Annotated in this window: 28 protein-coding genes and 1 tRNA gene; 6 read left to right on the top strand and 23 right to left on the bottom strand. The window is 62.3% G+C overall.

The window, feature by feature from the left end:
• Window positions 1–16: 16 nt before the first annotated feature.
• The 16 genes from FHW81_RS13165 to aspS form a co-directional block, all read right to left on the bottom strand.
• The gene (locus FHW81_RS13165) at window positions 17–421 is read right to left on the bottom strand and encodes an acyl-CoA thioesterase (protein WP_003112559.1); all 405 of its coding nucleotides are present in this window, start codon (window positions 419–421) and stop codon (window positions 17–19) included.
• Window positions 422–808: 387 nt separating this feature from the next.
• Window positions 809–884: transfer RNA gene (locus FHW81_RS13160), tRNA-Lys, on the bottom strand.
• A 59-nt stretch (window positions 885–943) separates the two neighbouring features.
• The gene (gene queC / locus FHW81_RS13155; protein ID WP_003111415.1) at window positions 944–1,618 is read right to left on the bottom strand and encodes a 7-cyano-7-deazaguanine synthase QueC; all 675 of its coding nucleotides are present in this window, start codon (window positions 1,616–1,618) and stop codon (window positions 944–946) included.
• Between the two features lie 15 nt (window positions 1,619–1,633).
• Window positions 1,634–2,281: a 7-carboxy-7-deazaguanine synthase QueE gene (queE, locus tag FHW81_RS13150; protein ID WP_003112571.1), complete on the bottom strand. Its 648-nt coding sequence runs from the start codon at window positions 2,279–2,281 to the stop codon at window positions 1,634–1,636.
• Window positions 2,282–2,500: 219 nt separating this feature from the next.
• A complete protein-coding gene (ybgF, locus tag FHW81_RS13145; protein WP_003120698.1) occupies window positions 2,501–3,325 on the bottom strand; it encodes a tol-pal system protein YbgF in 825 nt (274 codons plus the stop codon).
• Between the two features lie 9 nt (window positions 3,326–3,334).
• Window positions 3,335–3,841, bottom strand: coding sequence for a peptidoglycan-associated lipoprotein Pal (gene pal / locus FHW81_RS13140; RefSeq protein WP_003111417.1), 507 nt, complete (start codon window positions 3,839–3,841; stop codon window positions 3,335–3,337).
• A 52-nt stretch (window positions 3,842–3,893) separates the two neighbouring features.
• Entirely contained in the window at window positions 3,894–5,192 is a 1,299-nt protein-coding gene (gene tolB / locus FHW81_RS13135; protein WP_003086128.1) for a Tol-Pal system beta propeller repeat protein TolB, read from the bottom strand.
• Window positions 5,189–6,232 carry a cell envelope integrity protein TolA gene (gene tolA, locus FHW81_RS13130; RefSeq protein ID WP_003117096.1) on the bottom strand — a complete coding sequence of 348 codons (1,044 nt, stop codon included), beginning with the start codon at window positions 6,230–6,232 and terminating at the stop codon, window positions 5,189–5,191. The genes tolB and tolA overlap by 4 nt, the downstream gene beginning before the upstream one ends.
• Window positions 6,233–6,234: 2 nt before the next feature.
• Window positions 6,235–6,675, bottom strand: coding sequence for a protein TolR (gene tolR / locus FHW81_RS13125; protein ID WP_003086126.1), 441 nt, complete (start codon window positions 6,673–6,675; stop codon window positions 6,235–6,237).
• 22 nt (window positions 6,676–6,697) lie between these two features.
• Window positions 6,698–7,393 (bottom strand): protein TolQ, encoded by a 696-nt coding sequence (gene tolQ / locus FHW81_RS13120; RefSeq protein ID WP_003086125.1) that lies wholly within the window; start codon window positions 7,391–7,393, stop codon window positions 6,698–6,700.
• A 1-nt stretch (window position 7,394) separates the two neighbouring features.
• Window positions 7,395–7,841: a tol-pal system-associated acyl-CoA thioesterase gene (ybgC, locus tag FHW81_RS13115; protein ID WP_003086124.1), complete on the bottom strand. Its 447-nt coding sequence runs from the start codon at window positions 7,839–7,841 to the stop codon at window positions 7,395–7,397.
• A 52-nt stretch (window positions 7,842–7,893) separates the two neighbouring features.
• Window positions 7,894–8,952 (bottom strand): Holliday junction branch migration DNA helicase RuvB, encoded by a 1,059-nt coding sequence (gene ruvB, locus FHW81_RS13110; protein ID WP_003086123.1) that lies wholly within the window; start codon window positions 8,950–8,952, stop codon window positions 7,894–7,896.
• 10 nt (window positions 8,953–8,962) lie between these two features.
• Window positions 8,963–9,568: a Holliday junction branch migration protein RuvA gene (ruvA, locus tag FHW81_RS13105; RefSeq protein WP_003086122.1), complete on the bottom strand. Its 606-nt coding sequence runs from the start codon at window positions 9,566–9,568 to the stop codon at window positions 8,963–8,965.
• A 16-nt stretch (window positions 9,569–9,584) separates the two neighbouring features.
• Window positions 9,585–10,109 carry a crossover junction endodeoxyribonuclease RuvC gene (ruvC, locus tag FHW81_RS13100; RefSeq protein WP_003112575.1) on the bottom strand — a complete coding sequence of 175 codons (525 nt, stop codon included), beginning with the start codon at window positions 10,107–10,109 and terminating at the stop codon, window positions 9,585–9,587.
• A gap of 84 nt (window positions 10,110–10,193) precedes the next feature.
• Window positions 10,194–10,940 carry a YebC/PmpR family DNA-binding transcriptional regulator gene (locus tag FHW81_RS13095; protein ID WP_003086107.1) on the bottom strand — a complete coding sequence of 249 codons (747 nt, stop codon included), beginning with the start codon at window positions 10,938–10,940 and terminating at the stop codon, window positions 10,194–10,196.
• Between the two features lie 66 nt (window positions 10,941–11,006).
• Window positions 11,007–12,782, bottom strand: coding sequence for an aspartate--tRNA ligase (gene aspS / locus FHW81_RS13090; protein ID WP_003123218.1), 1,776 nt, complete (start codon window positions 12,780–12,782; stop codon window positions 11,007–11,009).
• A gap of 439 nt (window positions 12,783–13,221) precedes the next feature.
• Here aspS and FHW81_RS13085 point away from each other — a divergent pair, with 439 nt between their 5' ends.
• Both FHW81_RS13085 and FHW81_RS13080 read left to right on the top strand, forming a co-directional pair.
• Window positions 13,222–13,692: a Dps family protein gene (locus FHW81_RS13085; RefSeq protein WP_003086103.1), complete on the top strand. Its 471-nt coding sequence runs from the start codon at window positions 13,222–13,224 to the stop codon at window positions 13,690–13,692.
• 215 nt (window positions 13,693–13,907) lie between these two features.
• A complete protein-coding gene (locus FHW81_RS13080) occupies window positions 13,908–14,522 on the top strand; it encodes a cold-shock protein (RefSeq protein ID WP_003106665.1) in 615 nt (204 codons plus the stop codon).
• 48 nt (window positions 14,523–14,570) lie between these two features.
• Here FHW81_RS13080 and FHW81_RS13075 read toward each other — a convergent pair whose 3' ends face one another.
• Together FHW81_RS13075 and FHW81_RS13070 are read right to left on the bottom strand one after the other, a co-directional pair.
• Entirely contained in the window at window positions 14,571–14,780 is a 210-nt protein-coding gene (locus FHW81_RS13075) for a SlyX family protein (RefSeq protein ID WP_003086099.1), read from the bottom strand.
• Window positions 14,781–15,209: an HIT family protein gene (locus tag FHW81_RS13070; protein ID WP_003159685.1), complete on the bottom strand. Its 429-nt coding sequence runs from the start codon at window positions 15,207–15,209 to the stop codon at window positions 14,781–14,783.
• Between the two features lie 718 nt (window positions 15,210–15,927).
• Here FHW81_RS13070 and FHW81_RS13065 point away from each other — a divergent pair.
• On the top strand, window positions 15,928–17,253 hold the full coding sequence (locus FHW81_RS13065; RefSeq protein WP_003107743.1) for an OprD family porin: 1,326 nt from the start codon (window positions 15,928–15,930) through the stop codon (window positions 17,251–17,253).
• Between the two features lie 63 nt (window positions 17,254–17,316).
• Here the strand turns inward: FHW81_RS13065 and FHW81_RS13060 are convergent, their stop codons facing one another.
• Window positions 17,317–17,724, bottom strand: coding sequence for a PaaI family thioesterase (locus tag FHW81_RS13060; RefSeq protein WP_003086091.1), 408 nt, complete (start codon window positions 17,722–17,724; stop codon window positions 17,317–17,319).
• A 107-nt stretch (window positions 17,725–17,831) separates the two neighbouring features.
• Here FHW81_RS13060 and FHW81_RS13055 point away from each other — a divergent pair, with 107 nt between their 5' ends.
• A complete protein-coding gene (locus tag FHW81_RS13055) occupies window positions 17,832–19,547 on the top strand; it encodes a proline--tRNA ligase (RefSeq protein ID WP_003102377.1) in 1,716 nt (571 codons plus the stop codon).
• A gap of 8 nt (window positions 19,548–19,555) precedes the next feature.
• Window positions 19,556–20,512, top strand: coding sequence for a hypothetical protein (locus FHW81_RS13050; protein WP_003102379.1), 957 nt, complete (start codon window positions 19,556–19,558; stop codon window positions 20,510–20,512).
• A 16-nt stretch (window positions 20,513–20,528) separates the two neighbouring features.
• Here the strand turns inward: FHW81_RS13050 and FHW81_RS13045 are convergent, their stop codons facing one another.
• Together FHW81_RS13045 and FHW81_RS13040 are read right to left on the bottom strand one after the other, a co-directional pair.
• Entirely contained in the window at window positions 20,529–20,804 is a 276-nt protein-coding gene (locus FHW81_RS13045) for an acylphosphatase (protein ID WP_003102385.1), read from the bottom strand.
• The gene (locus tag FHW81_RS13040) at window positions 20,804–21,268 is read right to left on the bottom strand and encodes a TlpA disulfide reductase family protein (protein WP_003102387.1); all 465 of its coding nucleotides are present in this window, start codon (window positions 21,266–21,268) and stop codon (window positions 20,804–20,806) included. The genes FHW81_RS13045 and FHW81_RS13040 overlap by 1 nt, the downstream gene beginning before the upstream one ends.
• A 344-nt stretch (window positions 21,269–21,612) precedes the next feature.
• Between FHW81_RS13040 and FHW81_RS13035 the strand changes: the two genes are divergently transcribed.
• Window positions 21,613–21,996: a hypothetical protein gene (locus tag FHW81_RS13035; protein ID WP_003109947.1), complete on the top strand. Its 384-nt coding sequence runs from the start codon at window positions 21,613–21,615 to the stop codon at window positions 21,994–21,996.
• Window positions 21,997–22,006: 10 nt separating this feature from the next.
• On the opposite strand, the gene FHW81_RS13030 is transcribed toward FHW81_RS13035, so the two are convergent.
• Window positions 22,007–22,192 (bottom strand): hypothetical protein, encoded by a 186-nt coding sequence (locus FHW81_RS13030; protein ID WP_003112577.1) that lies wholly within the window; start codon window positions 22,190–22,192, stop codon window positions 22,007–22,009.
• 158 nt (window positions 22,193–22,350) lie between these two features.
• Window positions 22,351–23,586 carry a YihY family inner membrane protein gene (locus FHW81_RS13025; protein ID WP_016561606.1) on the bottom strand — a complete coding sequence of 412 codons (1,236 nt, stop codon included), beginning with the start codon at window positions 23,584–23,586 and terminating at the stop codon, window positions 22,351–22,353.
• Between the last annotated feature and the right edge of the window lie 106 nt (window positions 23,587–23,692).

Here is a 23,692-nt window from a genome sequence, read left to right as displayed (position 1 = left end):
TAGCCAGAATGTTTCTCTATGCGAGGAGCGCGCGGAGCTGCGCGGGGACCTCCATGACTTCGCGGGTATCCGGGGAGACACAGACCTGCGTCAGGCTCGCAGTGAACGCCACCACGTCCGGCGAAAGACGTCCTTCGACTGAAAACGAGAAAGAATGCGTCCCCACGTTCGACACGCCCACCTGCATCGTGAGCTCGTCGTCCCAGGTGACCGGATGCAGGAATTCCAGGGAGAACGCTCTCGCCGGGGGAAGAATCCTGAACCCCAGGAGGGTTCTGAGCCCCGGGCCGCCCAGCCAGACCCCGAGCGCCTCCTGCACCGCTTCCAGCACAAAGTATGAAAAACGTGGCGTATAGACGATCCCTTCGGGATCACAGTCGCCAAACAGTACCGTTCTCTTTATGAAAACCGGGGTCGGCATCGGGTCACTCATCCGGTCGCCAGGAAAGGAACCTCACTCTATGGGAGTCCCGGTCCGCTGACAAATCCTCGGATAGCCGTGCACCAGTTCACCAGGCTGCGCGGGGTCTGACAGGAACACGCCAGAACGAACGGGAAAGCGGCTGCCAGTACCGATATGACTGGCGGAAGCGCGAAACCGGCCTTCTTCCCGATGTCGATAAGGATAAGAGTTGCGGTGCGCTGGGGATGAGATATCCGGACTGCGGAAACAGAAAAGCCCGCCTTGTCGGGCGGGCTTTTCATATCGACTCGGTCGATTCTGGCCAGTTACCTGGCCAAGGCATACTGCAGCTCCGAAGCTAAAGTTGTGAGCTCTACGGAGATCTACAGAAACTCCTTTCTAATATGGTGGGTCGTGTAGGATTCGAACCTACGACCAATTGGTTAAAAGCCAACTGCTCTACCGACTGAGCTAACGACCCAACGCGAGGCGTATAATACTGATTTCTAACGTAAAAACAACACCCCTCGTGAATTTTTTTCAGAAATATGGCGTCGGGTCGGAAATACCAGCCGCCGCGAAGCCATCCGCACGCAGCCGGCAGCTATCGCATTTGCCGCACGCACGTCCCTGCTCATCGGCTTGATAACAGGACACCGTCAGGCCGTAATCCACCCCACGCGCCACGCCCGCCTGGATGATCTGCGCCTTGGACAGATACTGCAGCGGCGCCTGGATGCGGAAGCCATTGCCTTCCACGCCCGCCTTGGTTGCCAGATTCGCCATGCGTTCGAAAGCCTCGACGAACTCAGGGCGACAATCCGGATAACCAGAGTAATCCACCGCATTCACACCGATGAAGATGTCACGGGCATCCAGGACCTCGGCCCAGCCCAGGGCGAGCGAGAGGAACACCGTATTGCGCGCCGGCACGTAAGTCACCGGTATACCTTCGCTAGGCGACTCGGGCACCGCGATGCTCTCGTCGGTCAATGCCGAGCCGCCCATGCCATTGAGGTCGAGCCCTATCACCTTGTGCTCGATCACGCCCAACTGCCGGGCCACGCGCTCGGCGGCCTGCAGCTCGGCGCGATGGCGCTGGCCGTAGTCGAAACTCATGGTGTAGCAGGCGTAGCCGTCGGCCTTGGCCATGGCGACAACGGTGGCGGAGTCGAGGCCGCCGGAGAGCAGGATGACCGCTTTCTTCTGGTTCATGATGAATTCCTCGTCTCAATGGCCCGGTTCGTCGTTCCAGAGAATCTTGTGCAGTTGCAATTGCAGGCGGACCGGCAGGTTGTCGGCCACGATCCAATCGGCCAGTTCTCGCGCGCTGACCTGATGGTGGCTCGGCGAGAACAGGACTTCACCGGCACGCTGGTCGAGGCGGTACTCGATCAGCTTGGATACCGCCCAGTCGTAGTCCTCTCGCGAACAGACGACGAACTTCACCTGATCGTTGTCGGTCAGCAACGGGATATTTTCGTATCGGTTGCGTCCGACCTCGCCAGATCCCGGCGTCTTGAGGTCGAGAACCTTGCTTACGCGCGGGTCGACCCGTGACACGTCGAGAGCCCCGCTGGTTTCCAGGGAAACCTCGTAGCCGGCGTCGCAGAGCCGTTCCAGCAGAGAGATGCAATTCGGCTGGGCCAGCGGCTCCCCGCCGGTCACGCAGATGTAGCGGGGCTTGTAGGCGGCAACCCGCTCGAAAATGGCGTCCAGGCTAACGACGTCGCCGCCGCTGAAGGCATAGGCGGTATCGCAATAGTGACAGCGCAAGGGGCAGCCGGTCAGGCGCACGAAGACCGTCGGCAAGCCGGCGGTACGTGTTTCCCCCTGCAACGAGTAGAAAATCTCGGTGATGCGCAGGGTCTGTTGCATATTCAGCCACGGGCGTGACGACTGAACAGGTCGTCCGCCTCCGTTGCGGTAAATGAAGGAACGCCACGGGACGTATCCTGTCGTGGCGCTCGAAATCCCGGAAGGTCTCGCGTGGAGAGGCACGAAGATCAGCCGAGCTGAAACCATGCAGCTTCACGGGGGCGCCGATTCTAACGAAAAAACCCGCGACAGGCGCGGGTTTGTTCATCGGGAACGGGATCAGCGAAGGTTCTTGAGATCGCGCTGCGCCAGTTGAGCGGCCGAAGTGCCTGGGTACTGGGAAATGACCTGCTGGAGGATACCCTTGGCCTTGTCGTTGTTACCCAGGCGACGCTCGACGTCCGCCAGCTTGTACAGAGAGTCGGGCACCTTCTGGCTGCTGGGGTAGCTCTGGCTGACCCGCGCGAAGGCCTGGCCGGCACCTTGCAGGTCGCCCTTGGCCAGGTTCACCTCGCCGAGCCAGTACTGGGCGTTGCCGGAGTACTGGCTGTTCGGGTACTTGCGCAAGAAGGCATTGAACGCCTGGCTCGCCTTGTCGAAATCCTTGCTCTTTATCAGGTCGAAGGCCGCATCGTAGTAGAGCTTCTCCTTCGCCGGGTCGCCCGGCTCGCTGCTCGGCGCCGGTGCGTTGTTGCCTGCGGGAGCCGCAGGCGCCCCATTGGCGTTGATGGCGCCAGCGGGTGCGGAATTCTGTGCAGCGGGAGCGCCACCACCGGAAATCCGACGGTCGAGGTCCTGGTAGCGTTCCAGGCTTTCCTGCTTGAGCTGCTGGATCTGGTTCTGCTGCTCCTCGAGCGTGCCACGCAGGCGAGCCAACTCGTCCTGCATCTGCTGGAGCTGCATGAACAGTTCGCCCTGCACGGAGGTGGGGGTTGTCACCCCACCTCCGGCAAAGGCGCCGCCGGCACCTGCCGTGCCATACCCGGAAGGAGGAACGTTGCCGCCATTGTTGGCGGCAACGCCGTCATACACAGGAACTTCCGCCCAGGCCGCTAATGGCAGGCTGAGCGCGAGGAACGTCAGGACACGCAGGTGCTTGGGCATAACGACTTCTTACTTCTTCAGCTCGACGCGACGGTTCTGAGCCCAGGACTGCTCGTCGTGGCCGGTAGCGACCGGACGCTCTTTACCATAGGAAACCAGTTCCAGCTGGGCCGGCGAAACACCCTGCAGCACCAGGTAGCGCTGAACGGCCTTGGCACGACGCTCGCCCAGAGCCATGTTGTACTCGCGGGTGCCGCGTTCGTCGGTGTGGCCTTCCAGCACTACGCGCTGACCGCTGCCTTTCAGGTCTTTCGCGTGTACGTCCAGAGCGCGCATGGCTTCCGGCTTCAGGTCGGAGCTGTCGTACTCGAAGTAGAAGGTGGTGATCGCACGCAGAGCGGCTTCGTCGCTCAGGCTGCCGTCAACGGCACCGCTGTTGGCGCCATAGCCTGCGTTCGGGTCGACGCCGCCATTGGCACCTTCACCGGAAGCATCGCCGCCCTTGGAGGAGCAACCCACAGCCACAGCCATGGCCAGAGCCAGCGCAGCAAATTTGCCGAATTTCAGCATTTCCATCATGTAACTCCTAATGAACCCCAGTGTATAAGTTTGTAACCGTTGGCGACCGTCAGTTCAGGTAAGGGGACCAGGAAGGCTCGCGCACATCGCCCTGAGCGGTAGGGAGAGGTATCCGTACGCGTCCGTTGATGGATACGAGCATCAGCACGCCCCGGTCCTGCTGGCGGGTGGCGTAGATTAGCATGGTGCCATTGGGCGCAACAGTGGGCGAATCGTCCAGAGTGGTGTTCGACAGCACCCGCAGATTGCCGCGCTGGAGGTCCTGGGCGGCGATCTGGAAGTTGGTGTAGCCCTGCTGGCGGTGGACCATTACCAGGGTCTTCTCGTCGGCCGAGAGTTTCGGGTTGGCGTTGTAGTTGCCGATGAAGGTTACCCGGTCCACGGCACCGCTGTTCACGTTCATTTTGTAGATCTGCGGCTTGCCGCCACGGTCCGAGGTGAAGTACAGGGTAGAGCCGTCCTTGCCCCAGAAGGGTTCGGTATCGATCGCCAGGTTGTTGGTCAGGCGGCGCAGGGCGCGGCTGCCAAGGTCCATGACGTAGATTTCCGGGTTGCCGTCGCGCGACAGGACGAAGGCCAGGCGGTTGCCGTCAGGGGAGAATGCCGGAGCGCCATTCAGGCCCTCGAAATTGGTGATCTGCTCACGACGGCCAGTATCGACGTACTGGATGAAGATACGCGGGCGCTTCTGTTCGAAGGAGACATAGGCGATACGGCGGCCATCGGGCGAGAAGCGCGGCGACACGATGGGCTCGCGCGACTGCAGCAGGGTCACCGGGCGGGCGCCGTCGTAGTCGGAGCGCTGCAAGGTGTAGCGGGTGTTGTCGACCGAGAAACGCTCGGCGGTGACATAGAGCATCTTGGTGGAGAACGCGCCCTTGATACCGGTGAGCTTCTCGAACGACTGGTCGGCGATGTAGTGCGACATGTCGCGGAGCTGATCGGTGCTGCCGGTCACGCTGCCGGTCAGGACCTGCTGCTCGGTGCCGACATCGAACAATGCGTACTGCACCTGCAGGCGTCCGCCGGCAGGCACGATGTTGCCGACCATCACGTAGTTGACGCCAACTGCCTTCCAGTCACGGAAGATCACTTCGCTGGCCTGCGCCGGCTGGCTGATCATGTTCTGCCGGGGCAGCGGCTCGAAGTAGCCGGAGTTGCGCAGGTCGTTGCCGATGATATTGGACATGTCTTCCGGCAACACGTTGCCCCCCTGGAAGCCGAACGGCACCACGGCGATGGGAATGGCACGGTCGTTACCGCTGGAGATCACCAGCGGGTCGGCAGCCTGCGCAGCACCTGCCACCAGGGCCAGGGCGAACAGCGCAATGCGAATCAGGGTACTCACAGACTCAAATCCTCCGGTTTAAAGATGATGCGGCGCTGACGATACAGGCTGTCGAAGGTAGCCCGCGGCAATTGCTGCATCTCGGGAATACGGCCGACGTTGCGCACCGCCGCCACCGCCGAACTGTCGAAAGGCTTGTCGCCACTCGAACGGCTGACGCTGGCATTGGTGATGGTACCGTCCGGCAGCATTTCGATCAGTACTTCTACGCTCATTCCATTACGCGCCGATGGAGGACGCCGCCACTGCTGGCTCACCAGGTTGACGATCAGGTCGTCGAGACTGCCGGTGACCTCGCTGCCCACCTCGTCGGCCAGGGCCTGCTGGCGCTCGGTCGTATCCGAAAGCAACTCGGCCAATGCCTGCGCCTTCTTGTCCTCGGCAGCCTTGCGGGCTGCCGCGGCAGCGGCGGCGGCCTTTTTCTTGGCGGCCTCGACGGCGGCTTTCTTCTTCGCCGCTTCCGCAGCAGCCTTCTTCTTGGCCTCCTCGGCCGCTTTCTTCTTCGCGTCCTCGGCTGCCTTTTTCTTGGCGTCCTCAGCGGCCTTTTTCTTGGCCTCGTCCTCGGCGCGCTTCTTGGCTATGTCAGCCTGCTTCTTCTGTTCGGCGGCCTTGGCCTCGGCAGCTTTCTTGGCTTCATCGGCCTTTTTCGCCTCGGCGGCTTTCTGGGCCTCGGCCTTTCGAGCCTCGTCAGCCTTCTTTTGTTCCGCCGCTTTCGCAGCAGCGACCTGCTGCTGTTCCAGCTTTTGTTGCTCGAGTTTCTGCTGCTCGAGCTTCTTCTGTTCGAGCTGCTCGACTTCGTATTGCTTGGAGGCGGTCTTCTTCGCCTCGCCAGCGATCTTCTGGTTGGTCTGTGTCGTCGCCTGGCTCTTCGACTTGAGCTGGTAGAGCGTGGCCTGCACGATCGGCTTGGAGGGAGGAAGCTCCGGAGCAAACGCCCAGCTGACGAACAGCATGGCGAAGATCAGAACGTGCAGGACCACCGCCAGGACGACGGGCCAGAAATAACTCTCGGAAGGCGAGCGTTCGAACTGTTGCTTCAAGATCAGGGGGCCTCGGTAATCAACCCGACGTTGGGCACACCGGCCTGCTGCAAGGCACCCATGGCGCCAACCACCGCACCATAGTTCACCGCCTTGTCGCCGCGGATGAATACCTGGGTGTCCGGACGGGCACTCATGATCTTGGTGACTGCATCGGTCATCTGTTCCAACGACACGGCACTATCGGTCTGTTTTTCAGTATCCACTTCGCTGCCGACGTTCCAGTAATAGGAACCGTCGGCCTTCACCGAAAGGGTCAGGACCTGCTTGTTGTTGTCCTGAGGCAACGCCTCGCTGGACACCTTCGGCAGGTCGACCTTGACCCCCTGGTTAAGCATCGGTGCGGTCACCATGAAAATCACCAGCAGTACCAGCATCACGTCGATGTAAGGCACCACGTTCATTTCCGCGACCGGCTTGCGCTTGTGACGAACCCTTGCCATATCGGCTTACCTCTCAGTCGTCTTAGTCGTCGCTGGTGTGCACCTTGCGGTGCAGGATGGCCTGGAACTCGTCGGCGAAGGTGTAGTAACGACCGATCAGCATCTCAGAACGTGCGGAGAAGCGGTTGTAGGCGATGACCGCCGGGATCGCGGCGAACAGGCCGATGGCGGTAGCGATCAGCGCTTCGGCGATACCCGGGGCGACGGTGGCCAGGGTTGCCTGCTGCACGGTGGCCAGGCCACGGAAGGAGTTCATGATACCCCAGACGGTACCGAACAGGCCGACGTACGGGCTGGTGGAACCGACGGTTGCCAGGAATGGCAGGCTGGCTTCGAGTTTCTCCTCCTCACGGGAGATGGCCACACGCATGGCGCGCGCCACGCCCTCCATCACCGCATCGGGATCGACGCCGGGCTGCTGGCGCAGACGGGAAAACTCCTTGAAGCCGGCACGGAAGATCTGCTCGACGCCGGAGTCCGGGTCCGGATTGCTACCGGCCTGGCGGTACAGCTTGGACAGGTCGATGCCCGACCAGAAGCGTTCTTCGAAAGCATCCAGTGCCTTCTTGGCGGCGCGCATGGCATTGCCGCGCTGGAAAATCATGATCCAGGATGTGACCGAGGCGGCCACGAGGGTCAGCATGACCAGCTGCACCACGATACTGGCGTTGCTGATCAGGCTCCACATGGAGGTATGGTCGACGACGTTCGGTTCCACTTTAATCTCCTGCTGAAAAAGAATCCGGGCTTCCGGCAAAAGCCGCACGCAACGTTTCGGGGATAGCACGTGGCTTCAGGGTGTCCGCTCGCACGCACGCCACCAGGAACCGCCCCTCGCAGAGCAGGACGGAGTCCGACGCTCGACGAACCTGTTGACGAAACTTCAGGCTCGCCCGGTTCAACTCCTCGACCTCGGCGCTGACAAGCAGTTCATCATCGAGCTTGGCCGGGGCGTGGTAACGCGCCTCGGCGGAGTGCACGACGAACAGCAGATTGTCGCCGACCAGTTGCGATTGGGCGAACCCCAAAGCTCGCAGCCGCTCGGTCCGAGCCCGTTCCATGAACTTGAGATAGTTGACGTAATAGACGATGCCGCCGGCATCCGTGTCCTCGTAATAGACCCGGAAACGCTGCTGGAACGGCTTTCCCCCGTGTTGCGCGCGCATACTCTAGAACCAAGTCCCGGCTTTGCCAATCGGCAATCGCCCACAAATGCAATTAATTACCATCTTCAGACGTGAACAGATCCGTCGTCACCCCCGGCCCCAACCTTTTCGGAATATTCAGGCCAAAGTGCAGGTACGCATGGCGTGTTACCACGCGCCCCCGCGGTGTCCGCATGATGTAGCCCTGCTGGATCAGATAGGGCTCCAGTACATCTTCGATCGTGTGCCGCTCCTCGCTCAACGCCGCAGCCAAGTTGTCGATTCCTACAGGCCCGCCATCGAACTTGTCGATCATGGTCAGCAACAGACGACGGTCGAGGTGGTCGAAGCCACGCTCGTCGACATCGAGCAGGTTCAATGCCTTGTCGGCGATCACCCGGGTAATGTCGCCCTGCCCCCGGACCTCGGCGAAGTCGCGTACCCGGCGCAGCAGGCGATTGGCGATTCGCGGCGTACCGCGGGCGCGCTTGGCGATTTCCGCCGCGCCCTGCGGCTCGATCTCCAGGCCGAGAATGCCGGCCGACCGACTGACGATGGTCGCCAGGTCCTCGACGTTGTAGAACTCCAGGCGCTGGACGATACCGAAGCGATCGCGCAGTGGATTGGTCAGCATGCCGGCACGGGTGGTCGCGCCGACCAGGGTGAACGGCGGCAGGTCCAGCTTGATGGAGCGGGCCGCGGGCCCTTCGCCGATCATGATGTCCAGCTGGAAATCTTCCATGGCCGGATACAGCACTTCTTCGACGATGGGCGAAAGACGGTGGATCTCGTCGACGAACAGGACGTCGCCGGCCTCCAGGTTGGTCAGCAATGCGGCGAGATCGCCGGGACGCTCGAGCACCGGCCCGGAAGTACTCTTGATGGAAACGCCCATTTCCTGGGCGATGATATTCGCCAGGGTCGTCTTGCCCAGCCCCGGCGGACCGAAGATCAGCGTATGGTCGAGCGCCTCCTGGCGGCCGCGCGCGGCATGGATGAACAGCTCCATCTGCTCGCGCACGCTGGGCTGGCCGATGTAGTCGGCCAGCTTCAGCGGGCGAATGGCGCGGTCCAGCTGCTCATCGCGTTCGCGACCGGAAACGGCGGATATGAGGCGATCAGGCTCGATCATCGGGCGCCACCTAGACCATGCCCTTCAGGGCCTGGCGGATCATTTCTTCGCTGGACAAATCCTCTCCCGGTACGGCTGCGACGGCACGACTGGCTTCCTGTGGCTTGAAGCCGAGGGCGATCAGCGCGCTGACTGCATCGGCCTCGGCGCTTGAGACTGTAGCGCTGGCACGGGGTTCCATCACCAACGGTGCAATCGTGGGCATGTTTTCCCAAGCCTTGAAGCGGTCCTTCAACTCCACCAGCAGGCGCTCGGCGGTCTTCTTGCCAACACCGGGGATCTTCACCAGGGTGGAGGTGTCCTGTGCCTGGACGCAACGCACCAGTTCGTCCACTTCCAGGCCCGACATCAGCGCCAGGGCCAGTTTCGGACCCACGCCGTTGAGCCGGATCAGCTCACGGAACAGCTCTCGCTCGCGCTTTTCGGCGAAGCCATAGAGCAAGTGCGCATCCTCACGCACAACCAGATGGGTATGCAAGGTCACCGGCTCGCCCACCGAAGGCAACCGATAGAGGGTCGTCATCGGCACTTCCACTTCATAGCCGACGCCATTCACATCGAGGATCAGGTGTGGCGGCTGTTTCTCCGCCAGGGTGCCACGCAAGCGTCCGATCACGAAGAGCTTTCCTTATTCAAAGACGCAGGCGCCCGCCACGTCGGCGTGCGCCCACCAGGCCATGGGGGACCAGACTCTGTTGGGTATGGGCATGACACAGGGCGATGGCCAGGGCGTCGGAAGCATCTATCTGCGGTTTCTGGGTCAGCTTCAACAGATGCATGACCATCATCTGCACCTGCTGCTTGTCTGCACCGCCGGTCCCCACGACTGCCTGCTTGACCTGCGAGGCGGTGTACTCCGCCACGCTCAACCCCTCCTCCATTGCCGCGACGATGGCCGCCCCCCGCGCCTGCCCCAGCTTCAGGGCCGAATCGGCGTTGCGCGCCATGAACACCTGCTCGATGCTCAGGGCCGTCGGGCCATGGGTGCGGATCACCTCGCGGACGCTGCGAAACACCACGTGTAGACGCTCGTGCAAGGGGCCATTACCGGTCCGTATACATCCGGACGCCACGTATTCGCAACCGCGCGCCGTTTCCCGCACCACGCCGAAGCCGGTGATGCGCGAGCCCGGGTCAATCCCTAGAATCAAAGTCATAAGCTGGATACTAAAAGCCGGAAGCGGGGTTCGAACGCATCAAGCGTACCCCACTTCCGGCTTCGCGTTATCGCTCCGATCGGCTCAGCCGAGCTGCGCCATCACGTCGTCCGGGATATCGGCATTGGAATAGACGTTCTGCACGTCGTCCAGGTCCTCGAGCATGTCGATCAGCTTGAGCACCTTCTGCGCGGTTTCCAGGTCCAGGGTCGCGGTGGTCGAAGGGATCATGGTGACTTCGGCTTCGTCGCCCTTGAATCCGGCGGCGGCCAGCGCCTCGTTCACCGAAATGAAGTCGGCGAAGGTGGTGAACACGTCGATGGAGCCATCGTCGTTGACTACCACGTCATCGGCGCCAGCCTCCAGGGCCGCATCCATCAGCGCTTCCTCGTCCACGCCGGGAGCGAAGCTGATCTGTCCCTTGCGCTCGAACATGTAGGCGACCGAACCATCGGTGCCCAGGTTGCCGCCACACTTGCTGAAGGCATGACGCACTTCGGCAGCGGTACGGTTGCGGTTGTCGGTCATCGCCTCGACGATGATCGCTACGCCGCTCGGCGCATAACCTTCATAGGAAAGCTCGACCATGTTGTCGGCATCGTTGGAGCCGACGCCGCGCGCAATGGCACGATCGATGGTATCGCGGGTCATGTTGGCGGTCAGCGCCTTGTCCACGGCCAGGCGCAGACGCGGGTTGTCCGCCGGGACGCCGCCGCCCTGCCTTGCAGCGACGGTCAGCTCACGGATCAGCTTGGTAAAGATCTTGCCTTTCTTGGCATCTTGCCGCTCTTTGCGGTGCTTGATGTTGGCCCATTTAGAATGACCAGCCATAACTCACTCCGTATTGCTCTCTCGGCAGGAGGCGCCGCAAGCGGCGCCTCCGCGGGTTGATTCGAATCACTCGGCCTTCGGCTGCTCGCGCAGGCGAATGTGCAGCTCGCGCAGGGCCTTGCCGTCCACGGAACCCGGTGCCTGGGTCATGACGTCGCCAGCGCTCTGGGTCTTCGGGAAGGCGATCACTTCGCGGATAGACGATGCACCGGTCATCAGCATGACCAGGCGATCCAGGCCGAAGGCCAGGCCGCCATGCGGCGGCGCACCGTACTTGAGCGCGTCGAGCAGGAAGCCGAATTTCTCTTCCTGTTCCGCCTCGTCGATGCCCAGCACACGGAACACCGCCTGCTGCATGGACTTGTCATGGATACGGATGGAACCGCCACCCAGCTCGGTACCGTTGAGCACCATGTCGTAGGCGCGGGAAAGCGCCGCGCCCGGATTGGCCTCAAGCTCGGCCGGGGTGCACTTGGGCGAGGTGAACGGGTGGTGCAGCGCGGACAGCGAGCCGTCGTCGTTCTCCTCGAACATCGGGAAGTCCACGACCCACATGGGCGCCCACTCCCGGGTGAGCAGCTTGAGGTCATGGCCGACTTTGATACGCAGCGCGCCCAGGGCATCGCAAACGATCTTGGCCTTGTCGGCACCAAAGAACACGATGTCGCCGTCGACCGCGCCAACGCGATCGAGGATCACGTTCAGGTTGGCCTCGGGGATAAACTTCACGATCGGCGACTGCAGACCTTCCACGCCCTTGGCGCGCTCGTTGACCTTGATGTAGGCCAGGCCCTTGGCACCATAGATGCCGACGAACTTGGTGTAGTCGTCGATCTGGCTGCGCGGCATGGAGGCGGCGCCCGGCACACGCAGGGCGGCGACACGCCCCTTCGGATCGTTGGCCGGACCGGAGAAGACCTTGAACTCCACTTCCTTCAACTGGTCGGCGACGTCCACCAACTCCAGCGGGATGCGCAGGTCGGGCTTGTCCGAACCGTAGCGGCGCATGGCCTCTTCGAACGGCATGTGCGGGAACTCGTCGAACTCGACATCCAGCACTTCCTTGAACAGCTGGCGCACCATCTTCTCGGTGATGCCGATGATGTCGCTCTCGTCGAGGAAGCTGGTCTCGATGTCGATCTGGGTGAATTCCGGCTGGCGGTCGGCACGCAGGTCCTCGTCACGGAAGCACTTGGCGATCTGGTAGTAGCGATCGAAGCCGGCGACCATCAGCAGTTGCTTGAACAACTGCGGCGACTGCGGCAGGGCGAAGAAGTGGCCCGGGTAGGTACGGCTCGGCACCAGGTAGTCGCGCGCGCCTTCCGGCGTCGGCCGGCCGAGGATCGGGGTCTCGACGTCGAGGAAGCCGTTGTCGTCCAGATAGCGGCGAATGCTGCTGGTGATGCGCGCGCGCAGCTTCAGCTTAGCGGCCATCTCCGGACGACGCAGGTCGATGAAGCGGTAGCGCAGGCGGGTTTCCTCGCCCACATCGGAGTATTCATCCAACGGGAACGGCGGAGTCTCGGCCTGGTTCAGCACTTCCAGTTCGTAGCCCAGTACCTCGATGGAGCCAGACGCCATGTTCGGGTTGCGCGCGCCTTCAGGGCGCAGGCGCACCTTGCCGGTGATCTTCACCACGAACTCGCTGCGCACCCGGTCGGCCTTGGCGAAGGTTTCCGCACGGTCCGGATCGAACACCACCTGGGCCAGCCCCTCGCGATCGCGCACATCGAGGAAGATCACTCCACCATGGTCGCGGCGGCGGTGAACCCAACCGCAAAGGGTGACTTCCTGGCCGTCCAGGCTCTCGTTCAGTTGGCCGCAATAGTGGCTGCGCATCATGGTGTGGTTCGCTTCTCGTAAGTCTTGGATTCTGTGGAGCCGCCGGCTGCCTGGCGACCATTGCCGGGCTCTCGCCGGCCCTGACCGAGCACCGGAACCATCGGTACGCCCCCGGAAGGACATCTCCCGCGCTGCCCGGTGAACGGCAACGGCGAAGCACCCGCATCCGGGCCCACTTCGCATTGAAGGCGGGGATTATAGCCTGAAAAATCCATGGCTTGCAGCCAGCCCCGCCGGCCTGTCACGCGGGAAGCCAGGCCGTTGAACGGAAGCATTTCGCCTCCCCCTGCGAACCATTCGCTTGACCGGGCAGTCGGAATAGATTCTCCCTATCGCCGCCTTTGACATAGACCAAGAGCGCTGGGAAAAACCCTGTGTTAGCCTCACTCCAACTGTTTCGGAGTGCCCCATTCACAAGGCCGACTGAAAGGAGAACGCCATGGAAATCAATATCGGAATCGGCGAACAGGATCGCGCAGCCATTGCCGAGGGCCTGTCGCGGCTACTGGCCGACACCTACACCCTCTACCTGAAAACCCACAACTTCCACTGGAACGTCACCGGCCCGATGTTCAACACGCTGCACCTGATGTTCGAAGGCCAGTACACCGAACTGGCCGTTGCCGTGGACGACATCGCCGAGCGCATCCGGGCCCTGGGCTTCCCGGCGCCCGGCACCTACGCCGCCTACGCCCGCCTCTCGTCCATCAAGGAGGAGGAAGGCGTTCCGGAAGCCGAGGAGATGATCCGGCAACTGGTCCAGGGTCAGGAAGCCGTGGTGCGCACCGCCCGCAGCATCTTCCCGCTGCTGGACAAGGTCAGCGACGAACCCACCGCCGACCTGCTCACTCAACGTATGCAGGTGCATGAAAAGACCGCCTGGATGTTGCGCAGCCTTCTTGCCAGCTGATCGTCGATCGCTCGATAGAAAGCGGGGCCCGCCTCAGGGTCCCGCCCTCCCCCCTCCGGCGCCAACCGCTTGATTTGAGTAGCCTCCTGCTTTCCTGTTAAATAGCCGCCGTGCGTCACGCGCATAGGCCGGCCGTCCTTCCGCACCTTTCGTTTCATGCACCGAAGCGCTGTCCGGCTACTTGATCGTTACCCCATCAAGGTGAACTCATTGACATGTTGAAAATCGTCCTTCTGGTCACGGGCGTCGCCGCCCTATTGCTGTCCTTCATTCCCAGCCTAAGAACCGAAGCCACACCCTTCCTGCAACATCCCGATGCCATCTACCTGGCCATTCTGGGCCTGATCAACCTGCTCTTCGCTCCCGTACTGCAATCGTCACATCCAACCCGCCCGCTGCAGGCCGGCGCAGCCGCCCTGCTGGTCCTGGGCGTCGTCCTGCAGGCACTGATCCTGCTGGCGCCGCTGCCGACCATCGCCGACCAGCCGGCGATCGTCCTGCCCCTGCTAAGCCTGGTGCTGGCCACGGCCCTGCAACTGGCGGGCAGCCTGAAACCCGGCAAACCGGTCTCGCGCAGCGCCAGCGCCCCGGCAGCCCTCGGCGGCAGCCAGGACAGCGGCAACCGGGAGACCGGTACCGTGAAGTGGTTCAACACCTCAAAAGGTTTCGGCTTCATTTCCCGCGATTCGGGCGAGGACATCTTCGTCCACTTCCGAGCGATTCGCGGCGAAGGCCACCGCATCCTCATCGAAGGCCAGCGCGTGGAGTTCTCGGTGGTACAACGGGACAAGGGCCTGCAGGCGGAAGACGTGATCGCCTCCCGCCGCTGACCGCCGCGAAAAACAGAAAACCCGCCGAACGGCGGGTTTTTTGTGCATTCAATAATGGGGAGGAGGCGCTTCGTCTTCCCCCGCCTCGCCCACCAGCCCCTGGACGTCTTCCAGACGCTTGATCAATGCCGCGACCTGAAGCTGCAGTCGCTCGATGCTGCGCTGCTGCTCGACCACCACATCGTTGAGAGCCTGCAAAGTGTCATCCTGGAAAGCCTGGCGGCATTCCAGGTCATCCATGCGCGCGTCCAGCTCCATCTAGGCCTCCCCGGCAAAACGGAAGCCGTCGGTCAGCACCATCCGCAACTTGCCGCGGATCGCCTCGACCTGCTCGGAAGAATAAGGCCGAGCCGGATGGCGCCCCCAGACAGGGCCGGGCCAGGCGTCGTCACCACGTCGCCGGACGATCACGTGCATGTGAAGCTGGCTGACCACATTGCCCAGGTTAGCGACATTCATCTTGTCCGCACGGAAGGTGTCCTTGAGGACCTCTGCCAGCAGCGTGGCCTCGCGCCACAGCGCCTGCTGGTCATCGACATCGAGCTGGAACAGCTCGGTGACATCCTCCCGCCTCGGCACCAGGATGAACCACGGATAGCGGGCATCGTTCATCAGCAGCAGGCGGCTGAGGGGAAAGTCGCCGAGCAACAGGGTGTCCTGCTCCAGCCGGGGATCCAAAGCGAACATACTGACCTCTCCTGTTCGACCGTCGTTCATGGACAGCTTAGCCCCTCCCTCCGGGAAGGGCCCCGCCGTAACTGCCGCGCAGGATACTTCGCCGCCCGGCCAAAGCAAGCCCACACATCCGCCCGCCCCAGCTTGGCGCGCCTCTCCAGCCGAACGCCCCATAAGATGCCGGCCAAATGAATACAGCGCGACGCCGAACATAAGACATGCCGTGGATACAAACGCATTCGCCACAGACAACTCGATGGCAACCAACCCTTGAAGCAGACGGATTACAATCAGGTTTCAAAGCATAATTCGTTTGCTTTCAAACAGAATAGCCTCGCTCTCGAAGAGACCAACTGGAATACATAGGCGAAGCCATTTTCCAATTTGTGCACGGAGTTTGCTTATACCTCTTTCATCACAGTAAGAGGGGCCGTACGGAACATGACATTTTTATTACAAGGCCCCGCCAATCGGGAAAAGCGACTTGAGAAGCGACCTCAACAAGAGTGACCAACCCCGCGACATACGTCATTTTTTCAACTGCGCACCTACGCAGATGCGACATGCGTCATGCAATTTTGCGACAGCACGGTAAAGAATCCGTCGCTTCGGAACCTCAACTATCGCCAAGAAACACTGCGTGCTATAAGTTAGCGCCGACAAGAAGAACTAGCCGTCACTGCGGCACTGTGATGGCAGAGATAATTTCAAAACCAAAGGAGCAATCACAATGAAAGTGATGAAGTGGAGCGCCATTGCACTGGCGGTTTCCGCAGGTAGCACTCAGTTCGCCGTGGCCGACGCATTCGTCAGCGATCAGGCCGAAGCGAAGGGGTTCATCGAAGACAGCAGCCTGAACCTGCTGCTCCGCAACTACTATTTCAACCGTGACGGCAAGGAAGGTCGGGGTGATCGCGTCGATTGGACCCAGGGCTTCCTCACCACCTACGAATCCGGCTTCACTCAAGGCACCGTGGGCTTCGGCGTCGATGCCTTCGGCTACCTGGGCCTGAAGCTCGACGGCACCTCCGACAAGACCGGCACCGGCAACCTGCCGGTGATGAACGACGGCAAGCCGCGCGATGACTACAGCCGCGCCGGCGGCGCCGTGAAGGTGCGCATCTCCAAGACCATGCTGAAGTGGGGCGAGATGCAACCGACCGCCCCGGTCTTCGCCGCTGGCGGCAGCCGCCTGTTCCCGCAGACCGCGACCGGCTTCCAGCTGCAGAGCAGCGAATTCGAAGGGCTCGACCTCGAGGCAGGCCACTTCACCGAGGGCAAGGAGCCGACCACCGTCAAATCGCGCGGTGAGCTCTACGCCACCTACGCCGGCCAGACAGCCAAGAGCGCCGACTTCGCTGGCGGCCGCTACGCGATCACCGACAACCTCAGCGCCTCCCTCTATGGCGCAGAGCTGAAAGACATCTATCGCCAGTACTACCTGAACACCAACTACACCATCCCGCTGGCCTCCGATCAATCGCTGGGCTTCGACTTCAACATCTACCGCACCACCGACGAAGGCAAGTCCAAGGCTGGCGACATCAGCAACACCACCTGGTCCCTGGCGGGCGCGTATACCCTGGACGCCCACACCTTCACCCTGGCCTACCAGCAGGTGCATGGCGACGAGCCGTTCGACTACATCGGCTTCGGCGGCAACGGTTCCGGCGCCGGCGGCGACTCGATCTTCCTCGCCAACTCCGTCCAGTACTCCGACTTCAACGGTCCTGGCGAGAAATCCTGGCAGGCCCGCTACGACCTGAACCTAGCCTCCTACGGCGTTCCTGGCCTGACCTTCATGCTGCGTTACATCAATGGTAAGGACATCGACGGTACCAAGGTCGATTCCAGCTCCTCCTATGCAGGCCTGTACGGCGAGGATGGCAAGCACCACGAGACCAACCTCGAAGCCAAGTACGTGGTCCAGTCCGGTCCGGCCAAGGACCTGTCGTTCCGCATCCGCCAGGCCTGGCACCGTGCCAACGCCGACCAGGGCGAAGGCGACCAGAACGAGTTCCGCCTGATCGTCGACTATCCGCTGTCGATCCTGTAATCGACCGACAGGCAACGAAAAAACCCGGCATCGCCGGGTTTTTTCTTCTTGGCGGCAACGCGCCTATAAAGGAAGGGCGTAGGTACCGGTGACATGGGCCACCAGGTCTTCCTCATTACTCTGCGAAAACACCCCGACCTCGCAGACGACCTGGCGCCGCCCCAGCTTGAGGATGCTCGCCTCGGCCAACAGGTCCTCGGGCCTGGGCTTGCTGAGGAAGTTGATGTTCAGGTTCGAGGTCACGGCCATCTCGACCGCCCCGAGACGCCCGAGAATGACCGCGTACATCGCCGCGTCGGCCAGCGCCATGATGGTCGGGCCGGACAACGTTCCACCGGGACGCACCAGCTTGCCGTGAAAAGGTATGCGCGCCAGCGCATGTCGTTCGTCGAGACGCTCGACACGAAAATCGATGTCCTCGGCCATGGGCAGCCCCATGCGGATCAACGCCTGTACCTGCGCCGCGTTCATTGCCTGCTGACTCCTCATCATCGATGGCCGGCGCCCTGTACGCAGCCAGACCGGCACCGTACAATGCCCAGCCATTCCTCCTGATACAACCGACATAACGGCCAAAGATGCGTACCAGTCAGTATCTGCTTTCCACGCTCAAAGAAACCCCCGCCGACGCGGTGGTAATCAGCCATCAACTGCTGCTTCGCGCCGGCATGATCCGTCGCCTGGCCTCGGGTCTCTACACCTGGCTGCCAATGGGCCTGCGGGTACTGCGCAAGGTCGAGACCATCGTACGCGAGGAAATGAACGCTGCCGGCGCCCTGGAAGTGCTGATGCCGGCGGTGCAGCCGGCCGAGCTGTGGCAGGAGTCGGGGCGCTGGGAGCAATACGGCCCTGAGCTGCTGCGCCTGAAGGACCGCCACGAGCGCGAATTCTGCGTAGGCCCGACCCACGAAGAAGTGATCACCGACCTCGCGCGCAACGAGCTGAACAGCTACAAGCAACTGCCGATCAACTTCTATCAGATCCAGACCAAGTTCCGCGATGAAATCCGCCCGCGCTTCGGCCTGATGCGCGGACGCGAATTCATCATGAAGGACGCCTATTCCTTCCACCTGAGCCAGGACTCGCTGCAGCAGACCTACGACGGGATGTACCAGGCGTACAGCAAGATCTTCTCCCGCCTCGGCCTGGATTTCCGTCCCGTGCAAGCCGACAACGGCTCCATCGGCGGCAGCGGCTCCCATGAGTTCCACGTGCTGGCCAACTCCGGCGAGGACGATATCGTCTTCAGCGACAGCTCCGACTACGCCGCGAACATCGAGAAGGCCGAAGCCGTGCCGCGCGAGAGCGCCCGCGGCAGCGCCACCGAGGACATGCGCCTGGTCGACACGCCCAACACCAAGACCATCGCGGCCCTGGTGGACGGCTTCCAGCTACCGATCGAGAAAACCATCAAGACCCTGGTGGTGCATGGCGCCGAAGAAGGCACCCTGGTCGCCCTGATCGTCCGCGGTGATCACGAGCTCAACGAAATCAAGGCCGCCAACCAGCCGCTGGTCGCCAGCCCGCTGGTATTCGCTTCGGAGGCCGAGATCCGTGCCGCCATCGGCGCCGGCCCCGGCTCGCTGGGCCCGGTCAACCTGCCGATCGCCTGCATCGTCGACCGCTCCGTCGCCCTGATGAGCGATTTCGCCGCTGGCGCCAACATCGAGGACAAGCACTACTTCGGCGTGAACTGGGAGCGCGACCTGCCGCTGCCCGAGGTCGCCGACCTGCGCAATGTCGTCGAAGGCGACCCCAGCCCGGACGGCAAGGGCACCCTGGTGATCAAGCGCGGCATCGAGGTCGGTCATATCTTCCAGCTTGGCACCAAGTACAGCGAAGCGATGAAGCTGAGCGTCCTGAGCGAACAGGGCAAGCCGGTCAACCTGATCATGGGCTGCTACGGCATCGGCGTATCCCGCGTGGTCGCCGCCGCCATCGAGCAGAACCATGACGAGCGCGGCATTCTCTGGCCAAGCGCACTGGCGCCGTTCCAGATCGCCCTGGTACCGCTGAAGTACGAAACCGAGAGCGTCAAGCAGGCGACCGACAAGCTCTATGCCGAGCTGACCGCAGCCGGTTTCGAAGTGCTGCTGGACGATCGCGACAAGAAGACCAGCCCCGGGGTGAAGTTCGCCGACATGGAGCTGATCGGCATTCCCCACCGCATCGTGATCAGCGACCGCGGCCTCAGCGAAGGCGTCCTGGAATACAAGGGCCGCCGCGACAGCGAGTCGCAGAACCTGCCGATCGGCGAACTGATGTCGTTCATCACCGAAAAACTCAGCCGCTGAGCGTAACGATGCCCACCGGAAGACCCCTGCGCCTATTCGCCGCCGCCCTGTGCGGCGGCCTTCTGCTGAGCGGCTGCGCCAACCAGTTGCCGCAGCGTAGCGAGCATGAGGAGCGCGTCGAGCGGAAGCTGCTCGAACACACCCTGCAAGTCGATGTCGGCCAGCCCGATGTGCTCGAACTGCCGCAGCGCCGGGTCCGGATCAACGACCAGAAGTCCTTCGAGGTCACCGAGTTCGAGGTGACGCGCCGTTACGACCGCTATACGCCGTACCAGGCCTGGCGGGAGATCTACGAGATCCCGTTGGGCGCGGTGGCGCTGGTGGCCGGCGTCGGAGCGAACATCGTCAACGTGGTGACCTTCGGCAGCGTACCGGACAACATCACCCACGGCTGGATCAACTACGGACTGGCCGGGGTGAATCCGTTCATGAACGTGGAATCCAACGGTCGCGCCGAACAGAATCTCGCGAGCATCGACGAGAAACAGCGCGACAAGCGCCTGGAATACTCCAGCCTGCCCTGGGCGGAGCGTCCGGTCCTGGTCAGTTCCGGCAAGGAACTCAACGAACTGCTTACCGACCGTCATGGCGTGCTGCGCCTCAACCTGCTCGACAGCCCCTTCGCCGAACAGGACATCAGCCGCATCTCGCAGATACACCTTTCGGTGAGCGACCCACAGGATGGTACCCGCGCCGATGCCAGCCTCCGCGTCAGCCGCAGCCTGCGCGGCAAGCTCCTGGAAGCTCACGCCCTGATCTATGACGACCTGGAAGGCGATGACGTCCACCACTGGGTCCATCGGGTGAAACGCCTCGCGGAGCTGGGCCTGGAAGAAGAAGCCAGCGAACTGGAACAGAGCCTGATCGAGCTCACGCGCAACGACCCCGAACTGCAGCAGCAGTTCATGCATGCCCTGCTCCGGGATGCCGGTCGCCTGGCCGCGGACCCTGGCGAGACGCCCTGACGGCGAACTCGCCTCGTCAGCGACGGACGACGAAGCCAGCGATCCCCTGCAGCGGCATTTGCTCGACCTCGACCGCAGAGACCTCCGCGTGCCGCGGGCCCCGCCCCAGCCATCGCTCCAGGGCTTTCGCCCGGTCCTCCTCACCCTCCCAGACGACTTCGACACGCCCGTCATCCAGGTTTCGCACCCAACCGTCGAGTTCGAGGCGATCAGCCTCTTCCCGGGTCGCCTGACGGAAACCGACGCCCTGTACCCGGCCGCCGACATAGGCATGCAAGCAGATCCTCGCCATCAGCGTCCCTCCCGCAAAGCCTCGAGCTGTTTCAATATGCCATCGGCCGTCTGCTCGCCCAGCAGACGCTGACGCATTTCCCCCCGAGCATCGACGATATAGGTGACGGGCAACGCTTCGCTGCGAGGGAGCTTGAAGCGAGGCGCCGGATCATCGGCCAGCACGGTGAAGCGAATCCCCATGCCATCGGCCGACTTCTTCAACTCGGCATCGCGCAGGCCATCGAAATTCACGCCAATGACGCGCCCGCCCTGCCCTTCCAGCACCTGCGCAAGGCGATTCATCTCCGGAATCTCGGTCCGGCAGGGCGCGCACCAGTCAGCCCAGTAGTTGACCACCAGCCAATGCCCGTCCAACTGCTCCGCAGCGACAGGACGCCCGTCCTGGTCGACTCCGTAATCCGCCGAACAGCCCGCGAGAAACAACACCGCAGCAGCGCCCAGCGGGCGTAGCCAACTCCCCATGTCAGGAACCTCTCGAGTCAGGAAAACTTCGGCCGGACCAGGGCAACCCGGCGCGGCACTATGGCGAGACCTTACTGGAAGCCATCCACCTCTGCAAAACCGAGTGGAGACGAATATGGGAAGAAGAAGCCCCGATACTTCCTACAAGGCACAAAGTGCGAGAAGAGTCACGACGATCGCCGTCGAACCGCACAGTTTGACGCAAAGGACCACCCCTATAATCCGCGTGCCACACACGACACGACGACTCAACCGGCCGTATGCCCAGGCATCGGCAGGATCGACTTGGGGAGAAGTCGAGAGCGACGAGTCCGAAGCCCTTTTAAACGGACACACTGCTGCTTATGAAAGACCATCTGATCGGAAGCGTCCCCGCACACCTGGTGGATGCCGCACGCCCGACCCTGACAGCCCACGAGGGCCTGGTCGCGGACTACAACATTGCCGCCTGGCTACATCTTCCGGATGCCTGCGACCTGCTGGTGTCACTGGTGGTCAGCTATCTGGATGGCGGGCGCCAGCGCGAAGTGGCGGTGGATCACGGACGAATCGACCGCCAGCAACGCATCCTGCTTTCCGGCATTGCCCGCCTGCCCGTACGGCAGAAAGTGGAGAACATGCAGGTACGCCTGAAGTCGGCGACGGCCTTTTCCCGACTGGTCGTGGAGGAGTTCTTCGTACAAGCGGTGGAGCAGGAAAACAGGTCCCAGCAGGTGTCCGAAGCTTGAGCCGGATCGCTCAGCCCTGGCGCACCTGATCGAGCAGGGGTTCGTCCCGCGCTTTCTCAGGCGACGGTTCGCTGACGCTGCGCGCCGGCACCAGCGACTCCGGCCAACTGCTGAACTGCAGCCCGGTAATCCGGTTCAAACGCTCAAGCGCTGCCTGCTCATCCTTGTGATGCAAATGGACGACCTTGTTCGACATTGGGAGCATGAACGGGAACCTCGGCGGAACTACGGAGTGAAACGACTGTCACACGAGGGTTTGCCAGAAGCGTGCCAACAGCGCTTTCCCTGCGCTTGCTGGGGTTCCTCCGGCAGCATGCAGCGCCTCATGCACATCGTTCGCCGCAAACTGACACTTTACGTCACCTTCGCTCCCGAGGTTCCGTCCGCCAGCCAGTGGGCCAGGCTTTCTCCGAACAGCGCCTCCTGCTCCACCTGCAAGCGCTCCATGGCCTGCTGGAACGGCGGATACCACGCCTCGTCCAGATTCGCAGGCATGCGCTCTCGGCTAGGCATGGGCCAGGGGCAGCGATTCAGCAAGCGATGCAGACTGTAGGCGCCAAGATCCCGGCACAGCACCCACTCGCCTCCGCCGGCGCGACAGACGAACTGCTCCTTCTCGAGAAAGTCCAGCAGTTCCTCCCACTCATCCTCGGGCAACAGCCAACCCGCACGATGCAAGTGGGTCAGGCGCAGCGACTGTCCAAGCTGCTGGCGCTGGAGGAACACCCTCAGCACGCCGAGCAGGACGATCAGCTTGGGCAGCGAGCGCCGCCGCCAGAGACGGGAAGAAGAGAGATTGCAGACCAGCACCGCGCCGAACAGAACGATCATCCAGGAAAGATAGATCCACAGCAGGAAGATAGGCACGGTGGCGAAGGCACCGTAGATCAACTGGTAGCCGGGAAACAGGCTTACGTACAGCCCGAACAGGGTTTTCGCGGCTTCGAACAGTACCGCCGTGAACACGCCGCCCATCAGGGCATGGCGCACCGGGACCCGGGCGTTCGGGACCGCCGAATAGAGCAGGGTGAAGGCCGCCACGCTGAACGCCAGCGGCATCAGCCCCAGCAGCGTCTCCGCGCCCGGCAACGCGTCCGGGCCATGGAGCAGCGACAGCGAAGTGATGTAGGTGGTCACGGCGAAGCCGGCCCCCAGCAACAATGGGCCCAGGCTGAGGATCGCCCAGTAGAGGAGGAACCGCCCGACACCGCGGCGTGGCTGGCGAACCCGCCAGATCTCGTTGAAGGCTTTCTCGATGGTCACCAGCATGGTGAAGGCGGTGACTGCCAGAAAGACCACCCCGACCCAGGTCAGGTGCCGGGCCTGGGTGGTGAAACTCTTCAGGTAGGTTTCCACCGCTTCTCCAGCGGAAGGCACGAAATTGCGAAAGATGAAAGTCTGGATCGACTCGCCCATGCCATGGAATGCCGGAATCAGCGAAAGCATGGAAAACATCACCGTCATCATCGGCACTACCGCGAACAACGTGGTGTAGGTCAGCGCCGCCGCGCTGTTGGGAGCCTTGTCGGTGACGAAGCGATGAGCGAGGAAGCGAGCGAACTCGACCCCATCGTTGAAATGTTCGCGCATGCCCTCTCCTTGAAGTCGCGCCGGTTCTTCGCCTCTCGGGGCGGTACTTCGCGCCGACGGGTTCAGTCCTGGTCGACGAGGCGGTTAGAATAGCCGTCACTTCACC

The sequence above is a fragment of the Pseudomonas sp. RC10-4-2 genome (assembly GCF_050433085.1).
Taxonomy (GTDB): Bacteria; Pseudomonadota; Gammaproteobacteria; order Pseudomonadales; family Pseudomonadaceae; genus Pseudomonas; species Pseudomonas aeruginosa.
Note: the sequence above shows the minus strand (reverse complement) of the source record. Positions and strands in the feature narration are given on the sequence as shown.

Coding starts and splice junctions, on each gene's coding strand:
- FHW81_RS13165 (WP_003112559.1), bottom strand. CDS start 421: ATGCCGACCCCGGTTTTCATAAAGAGAACGGTACTGTTTGGCGACTGT.
- queC (WP_003111415.1), bottom strand. CDS start 1,618: ATGAACCAGAAGAAAGCGGTCATCCTGCTCTCCGGCGGCCTCGACTCC.
- queE (WP_003112571.1), bottom strand. CDS start 2,281: ATGCAACAGACCCTGCGCATCACCGAGATTTTCTACTCGTTGCAGGGG.
- ybgF (WP_003120698.1), bottom strand. CDS start 3,325: ATGCCCAAGCACCTGCGTGTCCTGACGTTCCTCGCGCTCAGCCTGCCA.
- pal (WP_003111417.1), bottom strand. CDS start 3,841: ATGGAAATGCTGAAATTCGGCAAATTTGCTGCGCTGGCTCTGGCCATG.
- tolR (WP_003086126.1), bottom strand. CDS start 6,675: ATGGCAAGGGTTCGTCACAAGCGCAAGCCGGTCGCGGAAATGAACGTG.
- ybgC (WP_003086124.1), bottom strand. CDS start 7,841: ATGCGCGCGCAACACGGGGGAAAGCCGTTCCAGCAGCGTTTCCGGGTC.
- ruvB (WP_003086123.1), bottom strand. CDS start 8,952: ATGATCGAGCCTGATCGCCTCATATCCGCCGTTTCCGGTCGCGAACGC.
- ruvC (WP_003112575.1), bottom strand. CDS start 10,109: ATGACTTTGATTCTAGGGATTGACCCGGGCTCGCGCATCACCGGCTTC.
- FHW81_RS13095 (WP_003086107.1), bottom strand. CDS start 10,940: ATGGCTGGTCATTCTAAATGGGCCAACATCAAGCACCGCAAAGAGCGG.
- aspS (WP_003123218.1), bottom strand. CDS start 12,782: ATGATGCGCAGCCACTATTGCGGCCAACTGAACGAGAGCCTGGACGGC.
- FHW81_RS13085 (WP_003086103.1), top strand. CDS start 13,222: ATGGAAATCAATATCGGAATCGGCGAACAGGATCGCGCAGCCATTGCC.
- FHW81_RS13080 (WP_003106665.1), top strand. CDS start 13,908: ATGTTGAAAATCGTCCTTCTGGTCACGGGCGTCGCCGCCCTATTGCTG.
- FHW81_RS13075 (WP_003086099.1), bottom strand. CDS start 14,780: ATGGAGCTGGACGCGCGCATGGATGACCTGGAATGCCGCCAGGCTTTC.
- FHW81_RS13070 (WP_003159685.1), bottom strand. CDS start 15,209: ATGTTCGCTTTGGATCCCCGGCTGGAGCAGGACACCCTGTTGCTCGGC.
- FHW81_RS13065 (WP_003107743.1), top strand. CDS start 15,928: ATGAAAGTGATGAAGTGGAGCGCCATTGCACTGGCGGTTTCCGCAGGT.
- FHW81_RS13060 (WP_003086091.1), bottom strand. CDS start 17,724: ATGAACGCGGCGCAGGTACAGGCGTTGATCCGCATGGGGCTGCCCATG.
- FHW81_RS13055 (WP_003102377.1), top strand. CDS start 17,832: ATGCGTACCAGTCAGTATCTGCTTTCCACGCTCAAAGAAACCCCCGCC.
- FHW81_RS13050 (WP_003102379.1), top strand. CDS start 19,556: ATGCCCACCGGAAGACCCCTGCGCCTATTCGCCGCCGCCCTGTGCGGC.
- FHW81_RS13045 (WP_003102385.1), bottom strand. CDS start 20,804: ATGGCGAGGATCTGCTTGCATGCCTATGTCGGCGGCCGGGTACAGGGC.
- FHW81_RS13040 (WP_003102387.1), bottom strand. CDS start 21,268: ATGGGGAGTTGGCTACGCCCGCTGGGCGCTGCTGCGGTGTTGTTTCTC.
- FHW81_RS13035 (WP_003109947.1), top strand. CDS start 21,613: ATGAAAGACCATCTGATCGGAAGCGTCCCCGCACACCTGGTGGATGCC.
- FHW81_RS13030 (WP_003112577.1), bottom strand. CDS start 22,192: ATGTCGAACAAGGTCGTCCATTTGCATCACAAGGATGAGCAGGCAGCG.
- FHW81_RS13025 (WP_016561606.1), bottom strand. CDS start 23,586: ATGCGCGAACATTTCAACGATGGGGTCGAGTTCGCTCGCTTCCTCGCT.